This window comes from Pseudomonas floridensis (assembly GCF_002087235.1).
Lineage (GTDB): Bacteria > Pseudomonadota > Gammaproteobacteria > Pseudomonadales > Pseudomonadaceae > Aquipseudomonas > Aquipseudomonas floridensis.
Window position 1 is genome coordinate 1 of record NZ_MUIO01000146.1, and the last position, 14725, is coordinate 14725.

Below are 14725 nucleotides of genomic sequence, written 5' to 3' on the forward strand. Positions count from 1 at the left end.
AGTGAACAGCATTACGGCGCAAGGCCGGGTTTTTGATGACGCTGGTAATCAGGCGGCGTATTGCTTGGCCACGAAGTCCCAGTTCACCAGGTTCCAGAACGCTTCTACATACTTCGGACGCAGGTTGCGGTAGTCGATGTAGTAGGCGTGTTCCCAGACGTCGCAGGTCAGCAGAGGCGTGTCACCGCTGGTCAACGGGTTGCCTGCACCAATGGTGCTGGCCAGCGCCAGGGAGCCGTCAGCTTTTTTCACCAGCCAGCCCCAGCCGGAGCCGAAGGTGCCGATAGAAGTCTTGCTGAACTCTTCCTTGAACTTCTCGAACGAACCGAACGCAGTGTTGATTGCGTCAGCCAGCGCGCCGGTAGGTTCGCCACCTGCGTTTGGCGCCAGACAGTTCCAGTAGAACGTGTGGTTCCAGACTTGAGCGGCGTTGTTGAAGATACCGCCCGAGGAAGTCTTGATGATCTCTTCCAGAGTCTTGCCTTCGAACTCGGTGCCTGGCACCAGGTTGTTCAGGTTCACGACATAGGTGTTGTGATGCTTGTCGTGGTGATATTCCAGTGTCTCCGCAGAAATGTGCGGCACCAGAGCGTCTTTGGCGTAGGGCAGCGGCGGCAATTCAAAAGCCATGGTTTATCTCCTTATCAGGTCAATTGCGGTTATCGCACGGCCGATCACGGGCGGCCAGATACAGCATGCACCGGGAGTTTTACTCTTTTGCGGCGCAGACCCCGGACTATAGCACCGGGCCTGCGGCATAACCACGCAACAACTGTGTGGGATAGAGGTTCCGGCGCTGTCGACTCAACGGGCAAAAAAACACTCAGGCGGCGCGAACGAGTTGCACTGCAACGCTGAACATCATTACGGCGACCAGCACATCCAGCAGTCGCCAGGTGGCGGGACGCGCGAGCCAGGGTGCCAGCCACGCCGCGCCGATCGCAAGGCTCGAGAACCACAGTAATGAAGCGCTGGCCGCACCGGCGACATAGGCTTGCGGCACCGTCTGTTGCGCGCCTAGGGAGCCGATCAGCAGGACGGTGTCCAGATAGACATGCGGATTGAGCAGGGTCACCGCCAGTGCGCTGAGCAATACCGCACGCCGCGACCTGAGGCCAACGACACCGTTGTTTTCCAGGCCTTGGGATGAGCAGGCCCTACGCAGCGCCTGCACGCCGTACCAGGTCAGAAAGACCACGCCACCCCAGCGCGCCACCGCCAGCAAGGTCGGGTTATGGGCCAGCACGTTGGCCAGACCGAAAACACCCGCGGCAATCAGCAGTGCATCGCACACGATACACAGCAGGGCGACTGGCAGGTGATGCTCACGGCGCAGACCTTGAGCCAGCACAAACGCGTTCTGTGTACCGATGGCCATGATCAGACCCGCTGCCACCAACAGGCCGTTTAAATAGCTTTGCCACATGAAATGCGCTCCGGAATTCAGGTTCAGGTGGCGATTCTGGTGGTTGGCGCGGTATAAGGAAAACCAATAATCCTGATTGCTCATTAGGAAAAATGATGTTTGATTACAAGTTGTTGTCGGCGCTGGCTGCCGTGGTCGAGCAGGCCGGGTTCGAGCGCGCAGCCCAAGTGTTGGGGCTGTCCCAGTCGGCGGTCTCGCAGCGCATCAAGTTGCTGGAAGCACGCATCGGTCAGCCGGTGCTGGTGCGTGCCACACCGCCCAGCCCGACCGATATTGGACGGCGCTTGCTCAACCATGTGCAGCAGGTCCGTCTGCTGGAACGCGATCTGCAAAGCCAGGTGCCCGCGCTTGACGAGGACGGTTTGCCGGAACGGCTGCGCATCGCGCTGAATGCCGACAGCCTGGCGACCTGGTGGGCGCAAGCCGTAGGTGATTTCTGCGCAGAGCATCATTTGTTGCTGGACATGGTGGTCGAAGATCAGGATGTCGGGCTCAAACGCATGCGCGCCGGTGAGGTCGCGGCGTGTCTGTGCGGCAGCGAAAGGCCGGTGGCCGGTGCGCGTAGTCAGGCACTGGGCGCTATGCGCTACCGTGCGCTGGCGTCACCATCCTTCATCGAACGGCATTTTGGCGATGGCGTAACACCTGAGAAACTGGCGCGCTCGGCGGCGCTGGTGTTCGGGCCCGATGACTTTCTCCAGCATCGCTACCTGGCGCTGTTTGGCGTGGAGGGTGGTTTCAAGCATCATTTATGCCCCTCGTCCGAAGGCTTCATGCGCATGATCGAGGCCGGGATGGGCTGGGGGCTGGTGCCTGAATTGCAGGTTGTGCAGCAACTGCGCAGCGGTACATTGCGCGAGCTGGTGCCTGAGCGCTACATCGATGTGCCGCTGTACTGGCACCATTGGCGCAACGGCGGACAGTTGCTGAATCGGCTGACCGGGCACCTGGCGCAAAAGTCCGGGCATTGGCTGGTGCCGCCGGGCGGCCAGTGAGCGTCAGTACGTGCATATATGAAATCAATGCGGGTAGGGTTCATCCTGTCCGGCAGATGCGTCAATGGAGCGGTAAATGAAGATTCTGGTTACCGGCGCAAGCGGCTTCATCGGTGGACGCTTCGCGCGTTTCGCTCTGGAGCAGGGGATGAGCGTCCGGGTCAATGCTCGCCGTGCCGAGGGTGTCGAACACCTGGTGCGACGTGGTGCCGAGTTCGTGCAGGGCGACCTGACCGACCCGTATCTGGTCAGGGCGCTGTGCGATGACGTAGAGGCCGTCGTGCACTGCGCAGGGGCGGTCGGCGTGTGGGGACGGCGTCAGGATTTCATGCAGGGCAACGTGCAGGTCACGGAAAACATTGTCGAAGGCTGTCTGAAACAACGAGTGCGAAGGCTGGTCCATCTGTCGTCGCCTTCGATCTATTTTGATGGTCATTCGCACCGTGGCATCAAGGAAGAACAGGTACCCAAGCGCTTTCACAACCATTATGCAGCGACCAAATACCTGGCCGAGCAGAAGGTCTTTGGCGCCGAAGAATTCGGACTGGAAGTGATCGCCCTACGGCCTCGTTTCGTGACCGGCGCAGGCGATAACAGCATCTTTCCGCGTCTGCTGCACATGCAGCGCAAGAAGCGCCTGTCCATCGTCGGCAACGGTCTTAACGTTGTGGACTTCACCAGCATGCAGAACCTCAACGAAGCGTTATTAAGCTGTCTGCTGGCCGCTGGCTCCGCGCTGGGCAAGGTCTACAACCTCAGCAATGGCGCCCCGGTGCCGCTGTGGGATGCCATCAACTACGTCATGCGGCAGATGCAGTTGCCGCAGGTCACCCGCTATCGTTCGTACGGTCTGGCCTACACGGCGGCAGCGATCAACGAGGGAGCCTGCATGCTCTGGCCGGGTCGACCTGAACCCACGCTGTCGCGTCTCGGGATGCAGGTCATGAACAAGGACTTCACGCTTGATATCAGTCGCGCCATGCATTATCTGGATTACCAGCCCCGCGTAAGTGTCTGGGCGGCGCTGGACGAATTTTGCGGCTGGTGGAAAGCCCAACAATCGAACTGACTGAATAATGGCACATTGAAATTGCTTCACGTGCCGTTGGTATACTCGCCAGCTTTGGTTTCAACAGCTTCTTGAAGGGTTGCTCATGCGTAACGATCCATACGATGACGTCGATGACGTCCCCCCCCTCAGCGCCAAGGACGACGATGATGATTTCGTGCCGGTCAAGGGCGCGCGGGAGCGCACCACGGTCTATTCACGCACCACGCCGGTGGTCAAGGTCAAAGGTCCGAGCACCGGTCCGCTCTGGGCGCTGGTCGGTGCGCTGTTCATCGCCTTCTGCGGTCTTGGCTGGTGGAGCTTTCAACAAGTGTCGCTGATGGAGCAGCAACTGGTAGCAACGCAGGAAAGCTTCGCTCGCATCAGCGAAGAAGCGGCGGGGCGCCTACAGGATATTTCCGGCAAGGTCGTCGCCACTGAGTCCCTGTCCAGTGACGGTGAGGCGCTCAAGCAGCGAATCAAGCTGCTGGAAGCGCAACTGGAGGATCAGGACAAGCAGCGCGAAGGCGTTGAAGGCCAGCAGACCAGCCTCGACAAGCGACTGGAGCAGATGGCCGCGCAAACCACGCAACAGCAGACCGAATACGCCCAGTTGCAGGAGCAGCTCAAGGGTGTTGTGACGGAGTTGACTGCGCTGAAGGCGGCGCTGCCTGACCTCAAGACGGCACAGGCTGATCAGGGCAAGCTGGACACTCAGCTCAAAAGCCTGGCCGCCGATGTCGCCACCTTGAAGAAACAGCCCAATCCGTCTGCTGCCATCGAGCGTCTGGAACAAGACCTGATCGTGCTCAAGAGCGAGCAGGAAAACCGTCCGGCACCTACCGCAGCGGCGGGCAATACGGCCGAGTTCGACGCATTTCGCGCTCAGGTGACGCGCAACATCAATACCCTGACCAGCCAGATCCAGAACCTGTCGCAACAGCTCAACGCGCGCCGTTGAGGTGCTTTGAGGTCTGTGATGAAGTGGCTAAGACTGCACCGGTCTTTCTGGATCAGCCATAAAAAAAACTGACGTCTGCACGTCAGGTTTTTTTGTGGGCGCAAACGTTTACATGCGTGGGTAGTCGATGTAGCCGACCGGGCCCTTGGCGTAGAAGGTTTCAGGGTGCGGCTCGTTCAGAGGCGCGTCGTTGGCCAGGCGCTCCGGCAGATCCGGGTTGGCGATGTAAGGCACGCCCCACGCCACTGCGTCGGCCTTGCCTTCGGCCAGCCAGGCGTTGGCGCTGTCCTTGGTGAATTTCTCGTTGGCGATGTACACGCCACCAAAATCCCTCTTCAACTGCGGACCGATGCTGTCGCTGGCGTCGCGTTCACGTGCGCAGATGAATGCGATACCGCGCTTGCCCAGCTCTTTTGCCACATAGCTGAAGGTTTCAGCCAGGTTGTCATCGCCCATGTCGTGCAGGTCGGCGCGAGGCGAAAGATGCACGCCCACACGACCGGCGCCCCAGACGTCGATGGCCGCATCCGTCACTTCCAAGAGCAAACGGGCACGGTTTTCCAGGGAGCCGCCGTACTGGTCGGTGCGCTGGTTGGTGCTGGTCTGCAGGAACTGGTCGAGCAGATAACCGTTGGCGCCGTGGATTTCCACGCCGTCAAAACCGGCCGCCTTGGCGTTCTCCGCACCCACACGGTAAGCCTCGACGATGTCGCCGATTTCCGCCAGTTCCAATGCACGAGGGGTCGGGAAACCGGTGATCGGACGCACCAGGCTTACGTGACCTTCAGGCTGCACGGCGCTCGGCGCAACCGGCAGTTCGTCGTTCAGGTAGAGCGGGTGGGAGATGCGGCCTACATGCCACAGTTGCAGTACGATACGGCCACCGGCGCCGTGCACGGCCTTGGTGATGTTGCTCCAGCCACGGACCTGATCGCTGGACCAGATGCCCGGTGTGTCGGGGTAACCCACGCCCATTGGCGTGATTGAGGTGGCTTCGCTGATGATCAGGCCGGCGGAAGCGCGCTGCACGTAATACTCGGCCATCATCGCGTTGGGCACGCGGCCTTCGTCGGCACGGCAGCGTGTCAGCGGGGCCATGATGATGCGGTTGGGCAGTTGCAGGTCGCCAATTGTGATCGGGTCAAAGATAGTCGTCATGCGTCGAATCCTCGTAAGTGATTAATGGGTAGCCGGAGCCAGATCGGGGTTGCCGGTCTGACGAAACGTAATCAGGGTGATCAGCAGCGCGAGCACTGCCAGCACAGCGGCGGCCAACGGCACGCGGGTCAGGCCCAGACCGTGGGCGATGACGCTGCCGCCGACCCAGGCGCCCAGCGCGTTGCCAACGTTGAACGCGCCGATGTTCAGGGTCGAAACCAGGTTGGGTGCGGCCTTGCCGAAGGTCACCACGTTGATCTGCAGCGCAGGCACGGCGGCGAAGGCGGCGACGGCCCAGAGGAAGAGGGTGATCTCGGTCGGGATCAAGGCCACGCTGGTCCAGCTCAGCGCTGTGGAAATCACCGCCATCGAGATGAACACGGCAATCAGCGTCGAGGACACCTTGCGGTCGGCCATCTTGCCGCCGATCACATTGCCCAGCGTCAGGCCCAGTCCGATTAGCAGCAGGGTCCAGGTCACGCCCTGAGGTGACACGCCGGTCACGTCGCCAAGCAACGGCGCGACGTAGGTGAACAGCGTGAACATCGAGGCTGAGAACAGCGCGGTCATGGTCAGCGACAACCAGATTCCCGCACCCTTGAGCGCCGCCAGTTCGGCGCGCATGTCGAGCTTCTCTTCATCGCGGTTGGTGGGCAGAAAGCGGATCAGGCCGATCAGGGCAATCACGCCGATGACGGTCACCGCCCAGAAGGTCGAGCGCCAGCCTGCGTACTGACCCAGCGCGGTCCCCAGCGGCACGCCCAGCACGTTGGCGAGGGTCAGACCGGTGAACATCAAGGCCACGGCCGATGCGCGACGGTTGGCGGGCACCAGACCTGCGGCAACCACCGAACCGATGCCGAAGAACGCGCCGTGGCACAGCGCCGTCACGACCCGAGCGAACATCAGCACGTTGTAGTCACTGGCCAGCGCGCACAGCAGGTTGCCGACAATGAAGATGCCCATCAGCGTCACCAATGCCGCTTTGCGAGGCAGTCGTGAGGTTGCCATCGCCATGAACGGCGCGCCGATGGCAACGCCCAGCGCGTAGCCGGTCACCAGCCAGCCGGCACCGGGAATGGACACGCCCAGGTCTGCCGCAACATCGGGCAGCAAGCCCATGATGACGAACTCGGTCGTGCCGATGGCGAAGGCGCTCAGGGCCAGAATGAGGAGTGAAAGAGGCACGCGGCATCTCCTGTGAATGATGAATGGATCAGGTCGGATTGTTCAGTTCGTGAACGAGTGCCTGTACGAACGCCTGGATGGTTTCTTCATTGCGTCTGAAGAAATGCCATTGGCCGACCTTCTTGCTGCTGATCAGTCCGGCCCGTTGCAAGGTCGCCAGGTGCGCAGAAACAGTGGACTGGGAAAGCCCGGCGCGCTGGTCGATCTGTCCGGCGCAGACGCCGTGTTCGATCGAATATTCCTGCGCGGGAAACGAGGCGCGAGGGTCTTTGAGCCAGGTCAGGATTTCTCGGCGCACCGGATGGGCGAGGGCTTTAATTATGTCGTCGAGGTCGATGGGCATGTCGTTCTCACAGGCGGTGTAGCGATATATCGCGATGCAGCGAACCTTATATCTATATTTCGCGATATACCAATATGATTTTGGACTGAGTGTATGGCAAATCGGTATATCGGGTTATATCGATATATGGACCTGAGCCCGGAAAGCGGCGTAGGCTTGGGCCCATGAACTATCTGGCCCATCTCCATCTCGGCGGCCATCGGCCCGCCCAATTGCTCGGCAGCCTGTACGGCGACTTCGTCAAAGGTCCGCTGCCGGGACGTTTTCCCGATGAGCTGGAAGCAGCCATCCGCCTGCACCGCAGCATTGATGCTTTCACGGACAGCCATCCGTTGATCAAGGCATCCATTGCCCGCTTTCCGGCAGAGCGTCGGCGCTATGCCGGCATCATGCTCGATGTGTTTTTCGACCATTGTCTGGCGCGTGACTGGCATCACTACGCCGATGGGTCTTTGGAAGCATTTACGCGCAAGGTCTACGGCGTGCTGGCTGCCGAGCCGCAGTTGCCCGAGCGTCTGGCGCTGATTGCACCGCGCATGGCGGCTCAGGACTGGCTGGGCTCGTATCGAGAGTTCGAGGTGCTGGAACAGGTGTTGGGCGGGATCTCGCGGCGTCTGTCACGGCCCGAAGGGCTGGCGGGCGGCATGCAGGAACTGCAGGCGCTCTACCAACCCCTCAGTGCCGATTTCGCTGAGTTCTATCCGCAATTGCAGGACTTCGCTCAGGCGGCCTTGGCTGGACGTGCAACCACTTCGCTCGGCTGAGCGGATTCGCCGAACAACGCGACCTGAACCGCCTGCTGTGCCTTGAATGCCAGTGCGGCGCGTTCCTGGCCGGCGGTCTGGATCGGCGTGAGCAGGTGAATGTGCACATCGCTTTGTTCGTTGGCGAACAGGCGGCGCAGGTGCGACAGCAGGTCATCGTCGCCAATGAAGGGTGCAATCGGGTCCGGCTTGCCGTCGCGTGAGTAGGCGATCGCCACCGGTTGAATGTCCACACCTGCTTCGATGGCGCTTGAAAGCAGACGACCGTGAAAGGTGCGCAGGCTTTTGCCGTCGGTGGTGGTGCCTTCCGGGAAGATCAACAGCGCGTTGCCTTGCTGCAAGTGATTGCTCATTTGCTTCTGAATCAGGCGACTGTCGCCTGAGCCACGGCGAATGAACAGCGTGCCGGCCTTCAACGCCAGCCAGCCGGCGACCGGCCAGGTCCGCACTTCGGCCTTGGACAGAAACGACAGCGGGGCCAACATGCCCAGCAACGCGATGTCGGTCCATGACACGTGATTGCTGACCCACAGCATCGGCTGGCGCGGCAGTTCGCCGGTGATGGTCACGCGAAATGGCAGGGCGCTGGTCAGGCGCGCCATGAACCAGCGACTCCAGCGCTGACGACGCTCCATTGAACTGCCGACTTTCAGACGCTCAAGCACCGCGAAGGCCCCGGCAATCGTCAGGCCTAGCGCCACCACCAACAGCACCCGGACCACGCGTGCATAGCCGCGTACCCGACTCATCACACTGCCGCCTTGAAGTGGCGTGCGTAGCGTGGGCACAGGTCATCGCGCTTGAGCAGGATGAACACGTCGGCCACCTGAAAATCTTCATCCCAGCACGGCTCGCCGCAGATCTTCGCACCCAGACGCATGTAGGCCTTGAGCAGCGGCGGCATTTCGCAGATCACGTTGCTCGGGATGTCGAGGGTTGGCAGCGGGTTTTTCGGCTCGGCGCGCAGGTGCTCGTTGCACAGGTAACGCTCGCGCAGGCGTTGCATGATCGCGTGGGCCTGAATGCCGCCGTCCTGCATCGGGATGCTCGCACAGCCCATCAGGTAGCTGTAGCCGCCTTCGTTCAGGACTTCGGCCAGTTCGCTCCACAACACCGCGATGGTGCCGCCGTTGCGGTAGGCCGGGTCAACGCAGGTGCGGCCCAGTTCCAGAATCGGACCTTGCAGATGCACCAGACCGTGCAGGCTGAATTCTTCTTCGCTGTAGAAACGACCCAGCGTGGTGGCCGCCTTGTGATCGAGCAGTCGCGTGGTCGCCACCAGTCGCCCGGTGTTCAGGTCGCGCACGCCGATGTGCGAGCAATGCACATCGTAGTCGTCGATATCCAGACCTTGTTCCGCGCCGTTGAGCCTGGCGTTGAACTCTTCGCTGAACACGCTGAAACGCAAAGCCTGTGCTTCCTGCAAGGCTCGCGCTCCAATCAGGCGTTCGGCCTGAAGACGGCGTTCAGCGGTGTTTTCACGAATGCGGGCGATCTGGGTCATACGAATCTCCATGAGCCAGCCATGCAACATCGGCCGGTCGACTGATTTGTCCAAGCGCTTTGCGGTAGTTGCAGGCTAGGGAGATGGCGTGTCATGCCCATGAAGCTTTAGTGATGGTTGTGTGACGCAGAGGAGAGATCGTGTTGTCCTTCAGAAAGTGGCCACTCCGGCGCTTTCGCGGACATGTCCGCGTCGTGGATCCAGAAATTCCCTGTGGGAAATTTCCTGTGGGAGCGGACTTGTCCGCGAAGGCTGACGATGACCTTTTTTCAAGATGTGATGCAGAACGTCGTGATGCTTCTCATCAGCACCCCGGTGTCACCGCGCAGCTGTCATAAACACCTGTTACGGTGCCCGGATAATTCTGCGAGGACTTGTCATGCTGTCTCGGTTGGCTCGCTGGTGTATGTGTGTTGCTCTGAGTGCAAGTGCCTTGAATGCACAAGCCGAAACCTGGCCCGGCGAACAATGGTTTTCACGACCAACGCCTCCAGCCCCCGCCCTCGAAGCGCTGGAAAGCTATGCCTTCCCGCCCCGCGACGAAGCCACCCGCAACGGCGTGCGTACCGACGCATTGCTGGTGATCAAGGACGGCGAAATCGTTTACGAGCGTTACTCCGGCGTAACTAGCGAGCAGACGCCGCACCTGACCTGGTCGATCAGCAAAAGCATCATGGCGACGGTTCTGGGCGTTGCCTTCGAGCAGGGGCGCTTTCAACTGGACGATCCGGTGGCGAAGTTCTACGAACCGTTCAAAGCCCATCCCGCCATCACCATCAAGGACTTGATGCATTGGGCGTCCGGGCTCGACTGGCAGGAAGACTACGAATACGCGCCGCTCAACTCCTCGGTGGTGGCGATGCTCTACACCCTGGGGCGCGAAGACATGGCGCGCTTCACCGCCAGCCATAAGGCCGCCACCACGCCCGGCAGCCGCTACCTGTATTCCAGTGGCGACAGCAATGTGCTGGCGGCGGCCTTGAAAACCATGGTCGGCGCGCAGGCCTATCCGGATTATCCCTGGACAGCGCTGTTCGCTCCGCTCGGCATTCGTGATGCAGTGTGGGAAACCGACGCCAGCGGCGCTTTCGTCGGATCATCCTATGCCTACATGACCGCTCGCGACCTGGCACGCATCGGGCTGCTCATGCAGCGTGGCGGGCAGTGGCAAGACAAGGCCTTGTTCAACAAGGCCTGGGTGGACTTCGTGTTGACGCCGTTCAAAGGTGAGCAGGTGCAGGCGAACATCGAAGTGCCCGGCGGACAATGGTGGCTCAACCGCACCGCCGAGGGAGGCAGCGGACCCTGGCCCGACGCGCCCCCTGATACCTTCGCTGCGCTCGGTCATTGGGGCCAGGCTCTGTACGTGATCCCCAGCCAGAAACTGGTCATCGTGCGCTACGCCGACGATCGCGACGGCAGCTACAACCACGATCAGATGCTCACGCTCATCCAGGCAGCCTTCAGCAAGGAGAACGGGCAATGAGCAATCGTCGACTGTTTATCCTGCGTCGTCCCTTCACCAGCCTGCTGCTGTTGATTTTGGCGGCGCTGGTGATTCTGATCTGGCAATACCGCGTCGCCTTGCAGGCCTTTCCGACCATCATCAGCGCCTACACCGCCAAGGAATACTGCTCGTGCCGCTACGTGGTGAATAACCCGGAAGAGTATTGCCGGGCCTACATCAAGCAGTACGTGCCCAGCACCTTGATCGACCAGCCTGAACTGAAACGCGTGATCGCCAGCGGCCTCGGACGCTCCAGCACTGCTGCCTGGCAAGGCCCGCGTGAGGGCTGTCGTCTGTTGCCCGAAGCACCATAACCGTCAGCGGACGAACGGAGCGGTTTGCCAGCGGTCTGACAGGCGGATAAGGTTCTCCTCAACTGCACGTCTGGAGTCTGCATGCTCAACACGATTCGCCTGCTTCACAAACTGCGTGACAACGCAGTGAGCGAAGGCAAGACAAGGAAAAGGCAGGCGAAGAGACGGGGTCTGGATGTTGCAGGCAAGCCTGTCCGGCCCGCTTTCAATGCCATCGCGTTGAGACGCTCTGCGCTGGCCATGCTGACCGCTGTGGCGCTGCCTGCCCACGCCAGTTGGTATCTGGATAACGAGTCATCACGACTGTCCTTCACCTCCACCAAGAATGCCGACATCGCCGAAGTGCATCGCTTCCTGGTGCTGCACGGCAAGGTGGACGACAAAGGCCTGGCCGAGCTCGAAGTGGAGCTTGAGTCGGTCAGCACCGGCATCGCCCTGCGCGACGAGCGACTGCGCGAGCAGATGTTCCAGATCCGCAAATTTCCTGAAGCACAGATCAACGCTCAACTCGATATGCGCCCGATCAACGCACTGGCGCCCGGCGCGCAACTGGAATTGCGTCTGCCACTGACCGTTAGCCTGCGCGGCAAGACTCACACCTACAACGCCGAGTTGCTGGCCACGCGCCTGGATGACCGGCGCTTTCAGGTGGTCACCCTCGAACCGCTGGTGGTTCACGCCCAGGACTTCGATCTGGTACCGGATTTCAGCTCACTGCGCGCAAACGCAGGTTTGGCGGCGATCAGCCTGTCGGTCCCCGTCGGGGCCGTGCTGATCTTCACGGCGCGCTGACATGACCGGTGCGATCTTTCCATGGCGTGAAAACAACCAATTTCAGTTATTGATCGACGGCCCGGCTTTCTTTCCGCGCATGATTGCCGCCATCGACAAGGCCGAACAACAGGTCGACCTGGAACTGTATCTGGTCGAAGCCGGCGCCTGTGCCGATGCGATCGTGCGGGCACTGGTGGACGCCGGCCGACGCGGCGTCATCGTGCGCTGTCTGTTCGACGGTTTCGGTTCTCAGGCGTTCGACGCAGGCCTGCGCAAACAATTGACTGACGCAGGCGTGATCCTGCGCCTCTACAACCCGATCCACTGGCGGCGCGGTCTACGCAACCTCTACCGCGACCATCGCAAGATACTGGTCGTGGACAAGAAACTGGCAGTCGTCGGCGGCACCGGCGTGACCGATGAATTCTGGGAACCGGACAAGGACGTCAGCCAGTGGCACGAAGTGATGGTGGAAATCACCGGCCCGTTGGTGATCGACTGGCAGGCGCTGTTCGACCGGCAGTTTCACGTCAATCCGCGCCGCACCGCCTGGCGGCCGAAAGAGAATTTCGGCCTGACGCACTTGCCCAGCGCACCGGTTTCCGGCGAAGGCCTGGGCCGCGTGGCCTATGCCGACTCGCGTCAGCACCGCGACATTCTGCAATCGCTCGTTCGCGCCCTGAACAGCGGCCAGAAACGTATCTGGCTGGCGACGCCCTATTTTCTGCCCACCTGGCGAGTCCGCCGAGCCTTGCGCAGAGCCGCAGGGCGCGGTGTGGATGTCCGACTGCTGCTGACCGGCCCGCGCACCGATCATCCTTCCGTGCGCTACGCAGGTCATCGCTATTACCCGCGCCTGCTGCGCGCTGGCGTGAAAATCTTCGAATACCAGCCGTGTTTTCTGCACCTGAAAATGGTTTTGATCGACGACTGGGTCAGCATCGGTTCCTGCAATTTCGATCACTGGAACCTGCGCTTCAACCTGGAAGCCAACGTCGAAGCCCTCGATCCGGGCCTGACGAAAGACGTGGTCGCCAGTTTCGAAAAAGACTTCGCCCTGAGCGCCGAAACCACCCTGGCTGACTGGAAAGCGCGGCCATTGTGGCGCAGGGTCAAACAGCGGCTGTGGGGCTGGATCGACCGGCTGGTGGTCAACCTGCTGGACCAGCGCAACTGATCGAGATAGGGGCCAGCAACGGCCCCAAGCCTTGTGCCCGCTAGACGATGCTGTCGAGCGAACGATCGACCATCGCCTTGGCCAACTCCGCCATGTGCAGCACCGCAAACACCAGATCCCGGCTGGTGCCCTCGGCGTTATCGCCTGATTCGTAGGCCGTGGTGATGATGCAGCGCAACAGGTCAGACGCGTAGTTGAGCGCTTCTTCCTGAGAGACGGATTGGTTGATGGTGTAGAGGGCCGTGGGTGGGTCTGGGATGACTTTGTCGAGCATGGTTGCAACTCCTGATCGTTAGAAGGAGCCGCCCCTTTTCGCTACCAAACGATTGGGTGGCGGCCGCACGCAGGTTGGTAGACCGGTGACCAGGCAAGCCGGTGCGTCCGAAGACGCCAAGCGCACGGCCGCCATAAAAGCAGACCGAAAAAATGCGCCCCGCAAAAGGTGGCGCATTGCGCACAGGTCACTCAGGTCTACCAAACCTGATCGCTGATTGTGCAGCGACCGGTGCAGCCTAGAGACCGGAGTGGGCAGGCGCAAGGGGCTGGGATTCTCTCGGAAATTTCACTCAAAGGATAGGGAGGCATCCCGCTATTAAGTCCTACAACGCCCGCTGAAAATGCTTTTTCAGTGCATTTTTCTCGTGCTTATTGAGAGTGAGTGATTTGGCTCAGTAGGTGACCATTTCGGCAACCTTCAATGAATCAGCGTCAATACTCGGGCCACCATTCCAGAAGAAATAGACGATTCGATGAGCTCTCGCCTTTTTATCGTTAGTGAGATTAAGGATGTCAGCGAACTGATCACATAGCGGTGCTTTGATCAGCTGTTTGGCAATCGCCCAATAAGGGCCAAAACCCCAATCCAGAAAAACAGGATCGAAAAGATCATCGCGGTCGCCGGGGTCAGCCAGCGCATACCCCTGAATAGCATCAGCGATGATTTTGCACTGCAGTGGGCAGTCATTGAGGTCTGGGTGATACGGCGTCTGGGTCACGGTCTACATCCTTGTCGAAAACTGTCATCGGACATGAAGAATATCCGACGCCCTTCGGGGCTTCAATGAGGCATGAACTTGCGTCACTCGCAACTTGCCAGTCCTTCTGTCGAACGCGCACGCTTGCCACCGTGGCAACAGGTCGACGAACATTGCCTCTCATTCAAGCAGGTTGATATCAAGGTGTTGAAGATGACTGAAAAGATTGAGATCCAGCAGATCAATCATCTTCCGTCCCAGTTACTGACTCTGGAAAAAGAGGCGGTTGAAGAAGGCTTCCGGTTTCTTACCCGATTGATTACGCAATGGAACTCCGGAGCCAATCGCTTCGACGCTCCCGGCGAATGTCTGATGGTTGCGTATCTGGATCGGCGGCTAAGGAATCTCCGAACAAGTCCCGGGTATGCGAAAATCGCCTGAACACCTGATCCGAGCCTCCCATGAGCCAGATGAGCTTTTCCGACTTCGAGTACGCCGGCAAGCGCAAGCAAACCCGCCGCGAACGCTTCCTTGCCGAGATGGATCAGGTCGTACCCTGGGTAGCTCTGCTGGGCCTGATCGAGCCGTTCTA

General features: G+C 60.3%; 17 protein-coding genes and 2 pseudogenes. 10 read left to right on the forward strand and 9 right to left on the reverse strand.

The window, feature by feature from the left end; all coding sequences use genetic code 11:
• Positions 1-48 precede the first annotated feature (48 nt).
• Positions 49-630, reverse strand: coding sequence for a superoxide dismutase [Fe] (sodB, locus tag BZK31_RS26735; protein WP_083186228.1), 582 nt, complete (start codon positions 628-630; stop codon positions 49-51).
• Between the two features lie 193 nt (positions 631-823).
• Positions 824-1426, reverse strand: a complete 603-nt coding sequence (locus BZK31_RS26740; RefSeq protein WP_083186242.1) for a LysE/ArgO family amino acid transporter — start codon at positions 1424-1426, stop codon at positions 824-826.
• A gap of 95 nt (positions 1427-1521) precedes the next feature.
• Here BZK31_RS26740 and BZK31_RS26745 point away from each other — a divergent pair, with 95 nt between their 5' ends.
• The 3 genes from BZK31_RS26745 to BZK31_RS26755 all read left to right on the forward strand — a co-directional run bounded on the left by BZK31_RS26745 (position 1522) and on the right by BZK31_RS26755 (position 4430).
• Positions 1522-2421 (forward strand): LysR family transcriptional regulator ArgP, encoded by a 900-nt coding sequence (locus tag BZK31_RS26745; protein ID WP_083186243.1) that lies wholly within the window; start codon positions 1522-1524, stop codon positions 2419-2421.
• Between the two features lie 76 nt (positions 2422-2497).
• Positions 2498-3490, forward strand: a complete 993-nt coding sequence (locus tag BZK31_RS26750; RefSeq protein WP_083186229.1) for an NAD-dependent epimerase/dehydratase family protein — start codon at positions 2498-2500, stop codon at positions 3488-3490.
• 85 nt (positions 3491-3575) lie between these two features.
• Positions 3576-4430 (forward strand): ATPase, encoded by an 855-nt coding sequence (locus BZK31_RS26755; protein WP_083186230.1) that lies wholly within the window; start codon positions 3576-3578, stop codon positions 4428-4430.
• Positions 4431-4538: 108 nt separating this feature from the next.
• Here BZK31_RS26755 and BZK31_RS26760 read toward each other — a convergent pair whose 3' ends face one another.
• Genes BZK31_RS26760 through BZK31_RS26770 form a run of 3 tightly spaced genes read right to left on the reverse strand, consistent with a single transcriptional unit; the run spans position 4539 to position 7119 of the window.
• The gene (locus BZK31_RS26760; RefSeq protein WP_083186231.1) at positions 4539-5588 is read right to left on the reverse strand and encodes an alkene reductase; all 1050 of its coding nucleotides are present in this window, start codon (positions 5586-5588) and stop codon (positions 4539-4541) included.
• Positions 5589-5609: 21 nt separating this feature from the next.
• Positions 5610-6776: an MFS transporter gene (locus tag BZK31_RS26765; protein WP_083186232.1), complete on the reverse strand. Its 1167-nt coding sequence runs from the start codon at positions 6774-6776 to the stop codon at positions 5610-5612.
• A 28-nt stretch (positions 6777-6804) separates the two neighbouring features.
• Positions 6805-7119, reverse strand: a complete 315-nt coding sequence (locus tag BZK31_RS26770; RefSeq protein WP_083186233.1) for an ArsR/SmtB family transcription factor — start codon at positions 7117-7119, stop codon at positions 6805-6807.
• A gap of 164 nt (positions 7120-7283) precedes the next feature.
• Here BZK31_RS26770 and BZK31_RS26775 point away from each other — a divergent pair, with 164 nt between their 5' ends.
• On the forward strand, positions 7284-7883 hold the full coding sequence (locus BZK31_RS26775) for an acyl carrier protein phosphodiesterase (protein WP_083186234.1): 600 nt from the start codon (positions 7284-7286) through the stop codon (positions 7881-7883).
• Here BZK31_RS26775 and BZK31_RS26780 read toward each other — a convergent pair.
• Both BZK31_RS26780 and olsB read right to left on the reverse strand, forming a co-directional pair.
• The gene (locus BZK31_RS26780; protein WP_083186235.1) at positions 7841-8632 is read right to left on the reverse strand and encodes a lysophospholipid acyltransferase family protein; all 792 of its coding nucleotides are present in this window, start codon (positions 8630-8632) and stop codon (positions 7841-7843) included. The genes BZK31_RS26775 and BZK31_RS26780 overlap by 43 nt on opposite strands.
• Complete coding sequence (olsB, locus tag BZK31_RS26785; RefSeq protein WP_083186236.1) at positions 8632-9387, reverse strand: L-ornithine N(alpha)-acyltransferase; 756 nt, start codon at positions 9385-9387, stop codon at positions 8632-8634. Before olsB ends, BZK31_RS26780 begins: the two co-directional genes overlap by 1 nt.
• Before the next feature lie 379 nt (positions 9388-9766).
• Between olsB and BZK31_RS26790 the strand changes: the two genes are divergently transcribed.
• The 4 genes from BZK31_RS26790 (at position 9767) to BZK31_RS26805 (ending at position 13159) form a co-directional block, all read left to right on the forward strand.
• A complete protein-coding gene (locus BZK31_RS26790; protein WP_083186237.1) occupies positions 9767-10873 on the forward strand; it encodes a serine hydrolase domain-containing protein in 1107 nt (368 codons plus the stop codon).
• Positions 10870-11208 carry an amidase gene (locus BZK31_RS26795; RefSeq protein ID WP_083186238.1) on the forward strand — a complete coding sequence of 113 codons (339 nt, stop codon included), beginning with the start codon at positions 10870-10872 and terminating at the stop codon, positions 11206-11208. Before BZK31_RS26790 ends, BZK31_RS26795 begins: the two co-directional genes overlap by 4 nt.
• Before the next feature lie 240 nt (positions 11209-11448).
• On the forward strand, positions 11449-12000 hold the full coding sequence (locus BZK31_RS26800; protein ID WP_083186244.1) for a YceI family protein: 552 nt from the start codon (positions 11449-11451) through the stop codon (positions 11998-12000).
• A gap of 1 nt (position 12001) precedes the next feature.
• Complete coding sequence (locus BZK31_RS26805; protein WP_083186239.1) at positions 12002-13159, forward strand: phospholipase D-like domain-containing protein; 1158 nt, start codon at positions 12002-12004, stop codon at positions 13157-13159.
• Positions 13160-13199: 40 nt separating this feature from the next.
• On the opposite strand, the gene BZK31_RS26810 is transcribed toward BZK31_RS26805, so the two are convergent.
• The gene (locus BZK31_RS26810; RefSeq protein ID WP_083186240.1) at positions 13200-13433 is read right to left on the reverse strand and encodes a DUF6124 family protein; all 234 of its coding nucleotides are present in this window, start codon (positions 13431-13433) and stop codon (positions 13200-13202) included.
• A 394-nt stretch (positions 13434-13827) separates the two neighbouring features.
• Positions 13828-14154: a hypothetical protein gene (locus BZK31_RS26815; RefSeq protein WP_083186241.1), complete on the reverse strand. Its 327-nt coding sequence runs from the start codon at positions 14152-14154 to the stop codon at positions 13828-13830.
• Between the two features lie 192 nt (positions 14155-14346).
• Between BZK31_RS26815 and BZK31_RS26820 the strand changes: the two are divergent.
• Together BZK31_RS26820 and BZK31_RS29285 are read left to right on the forward strand one after the other, a co-directional pair.
• Positions 14347-14541: pseudogene (locus BZK31_RS26820) on the forward strand (GNAT family N-acetyltransferase); the annotation flags it as partial.
• Between the two features lie 53 nt (positions 14542-14594).
• A pseudogene (locus tag BZK31_RS29285) lies at positions 14595-14725 on the forward strand (IS5/IS1182 family transposase); the annotation flags it as partial.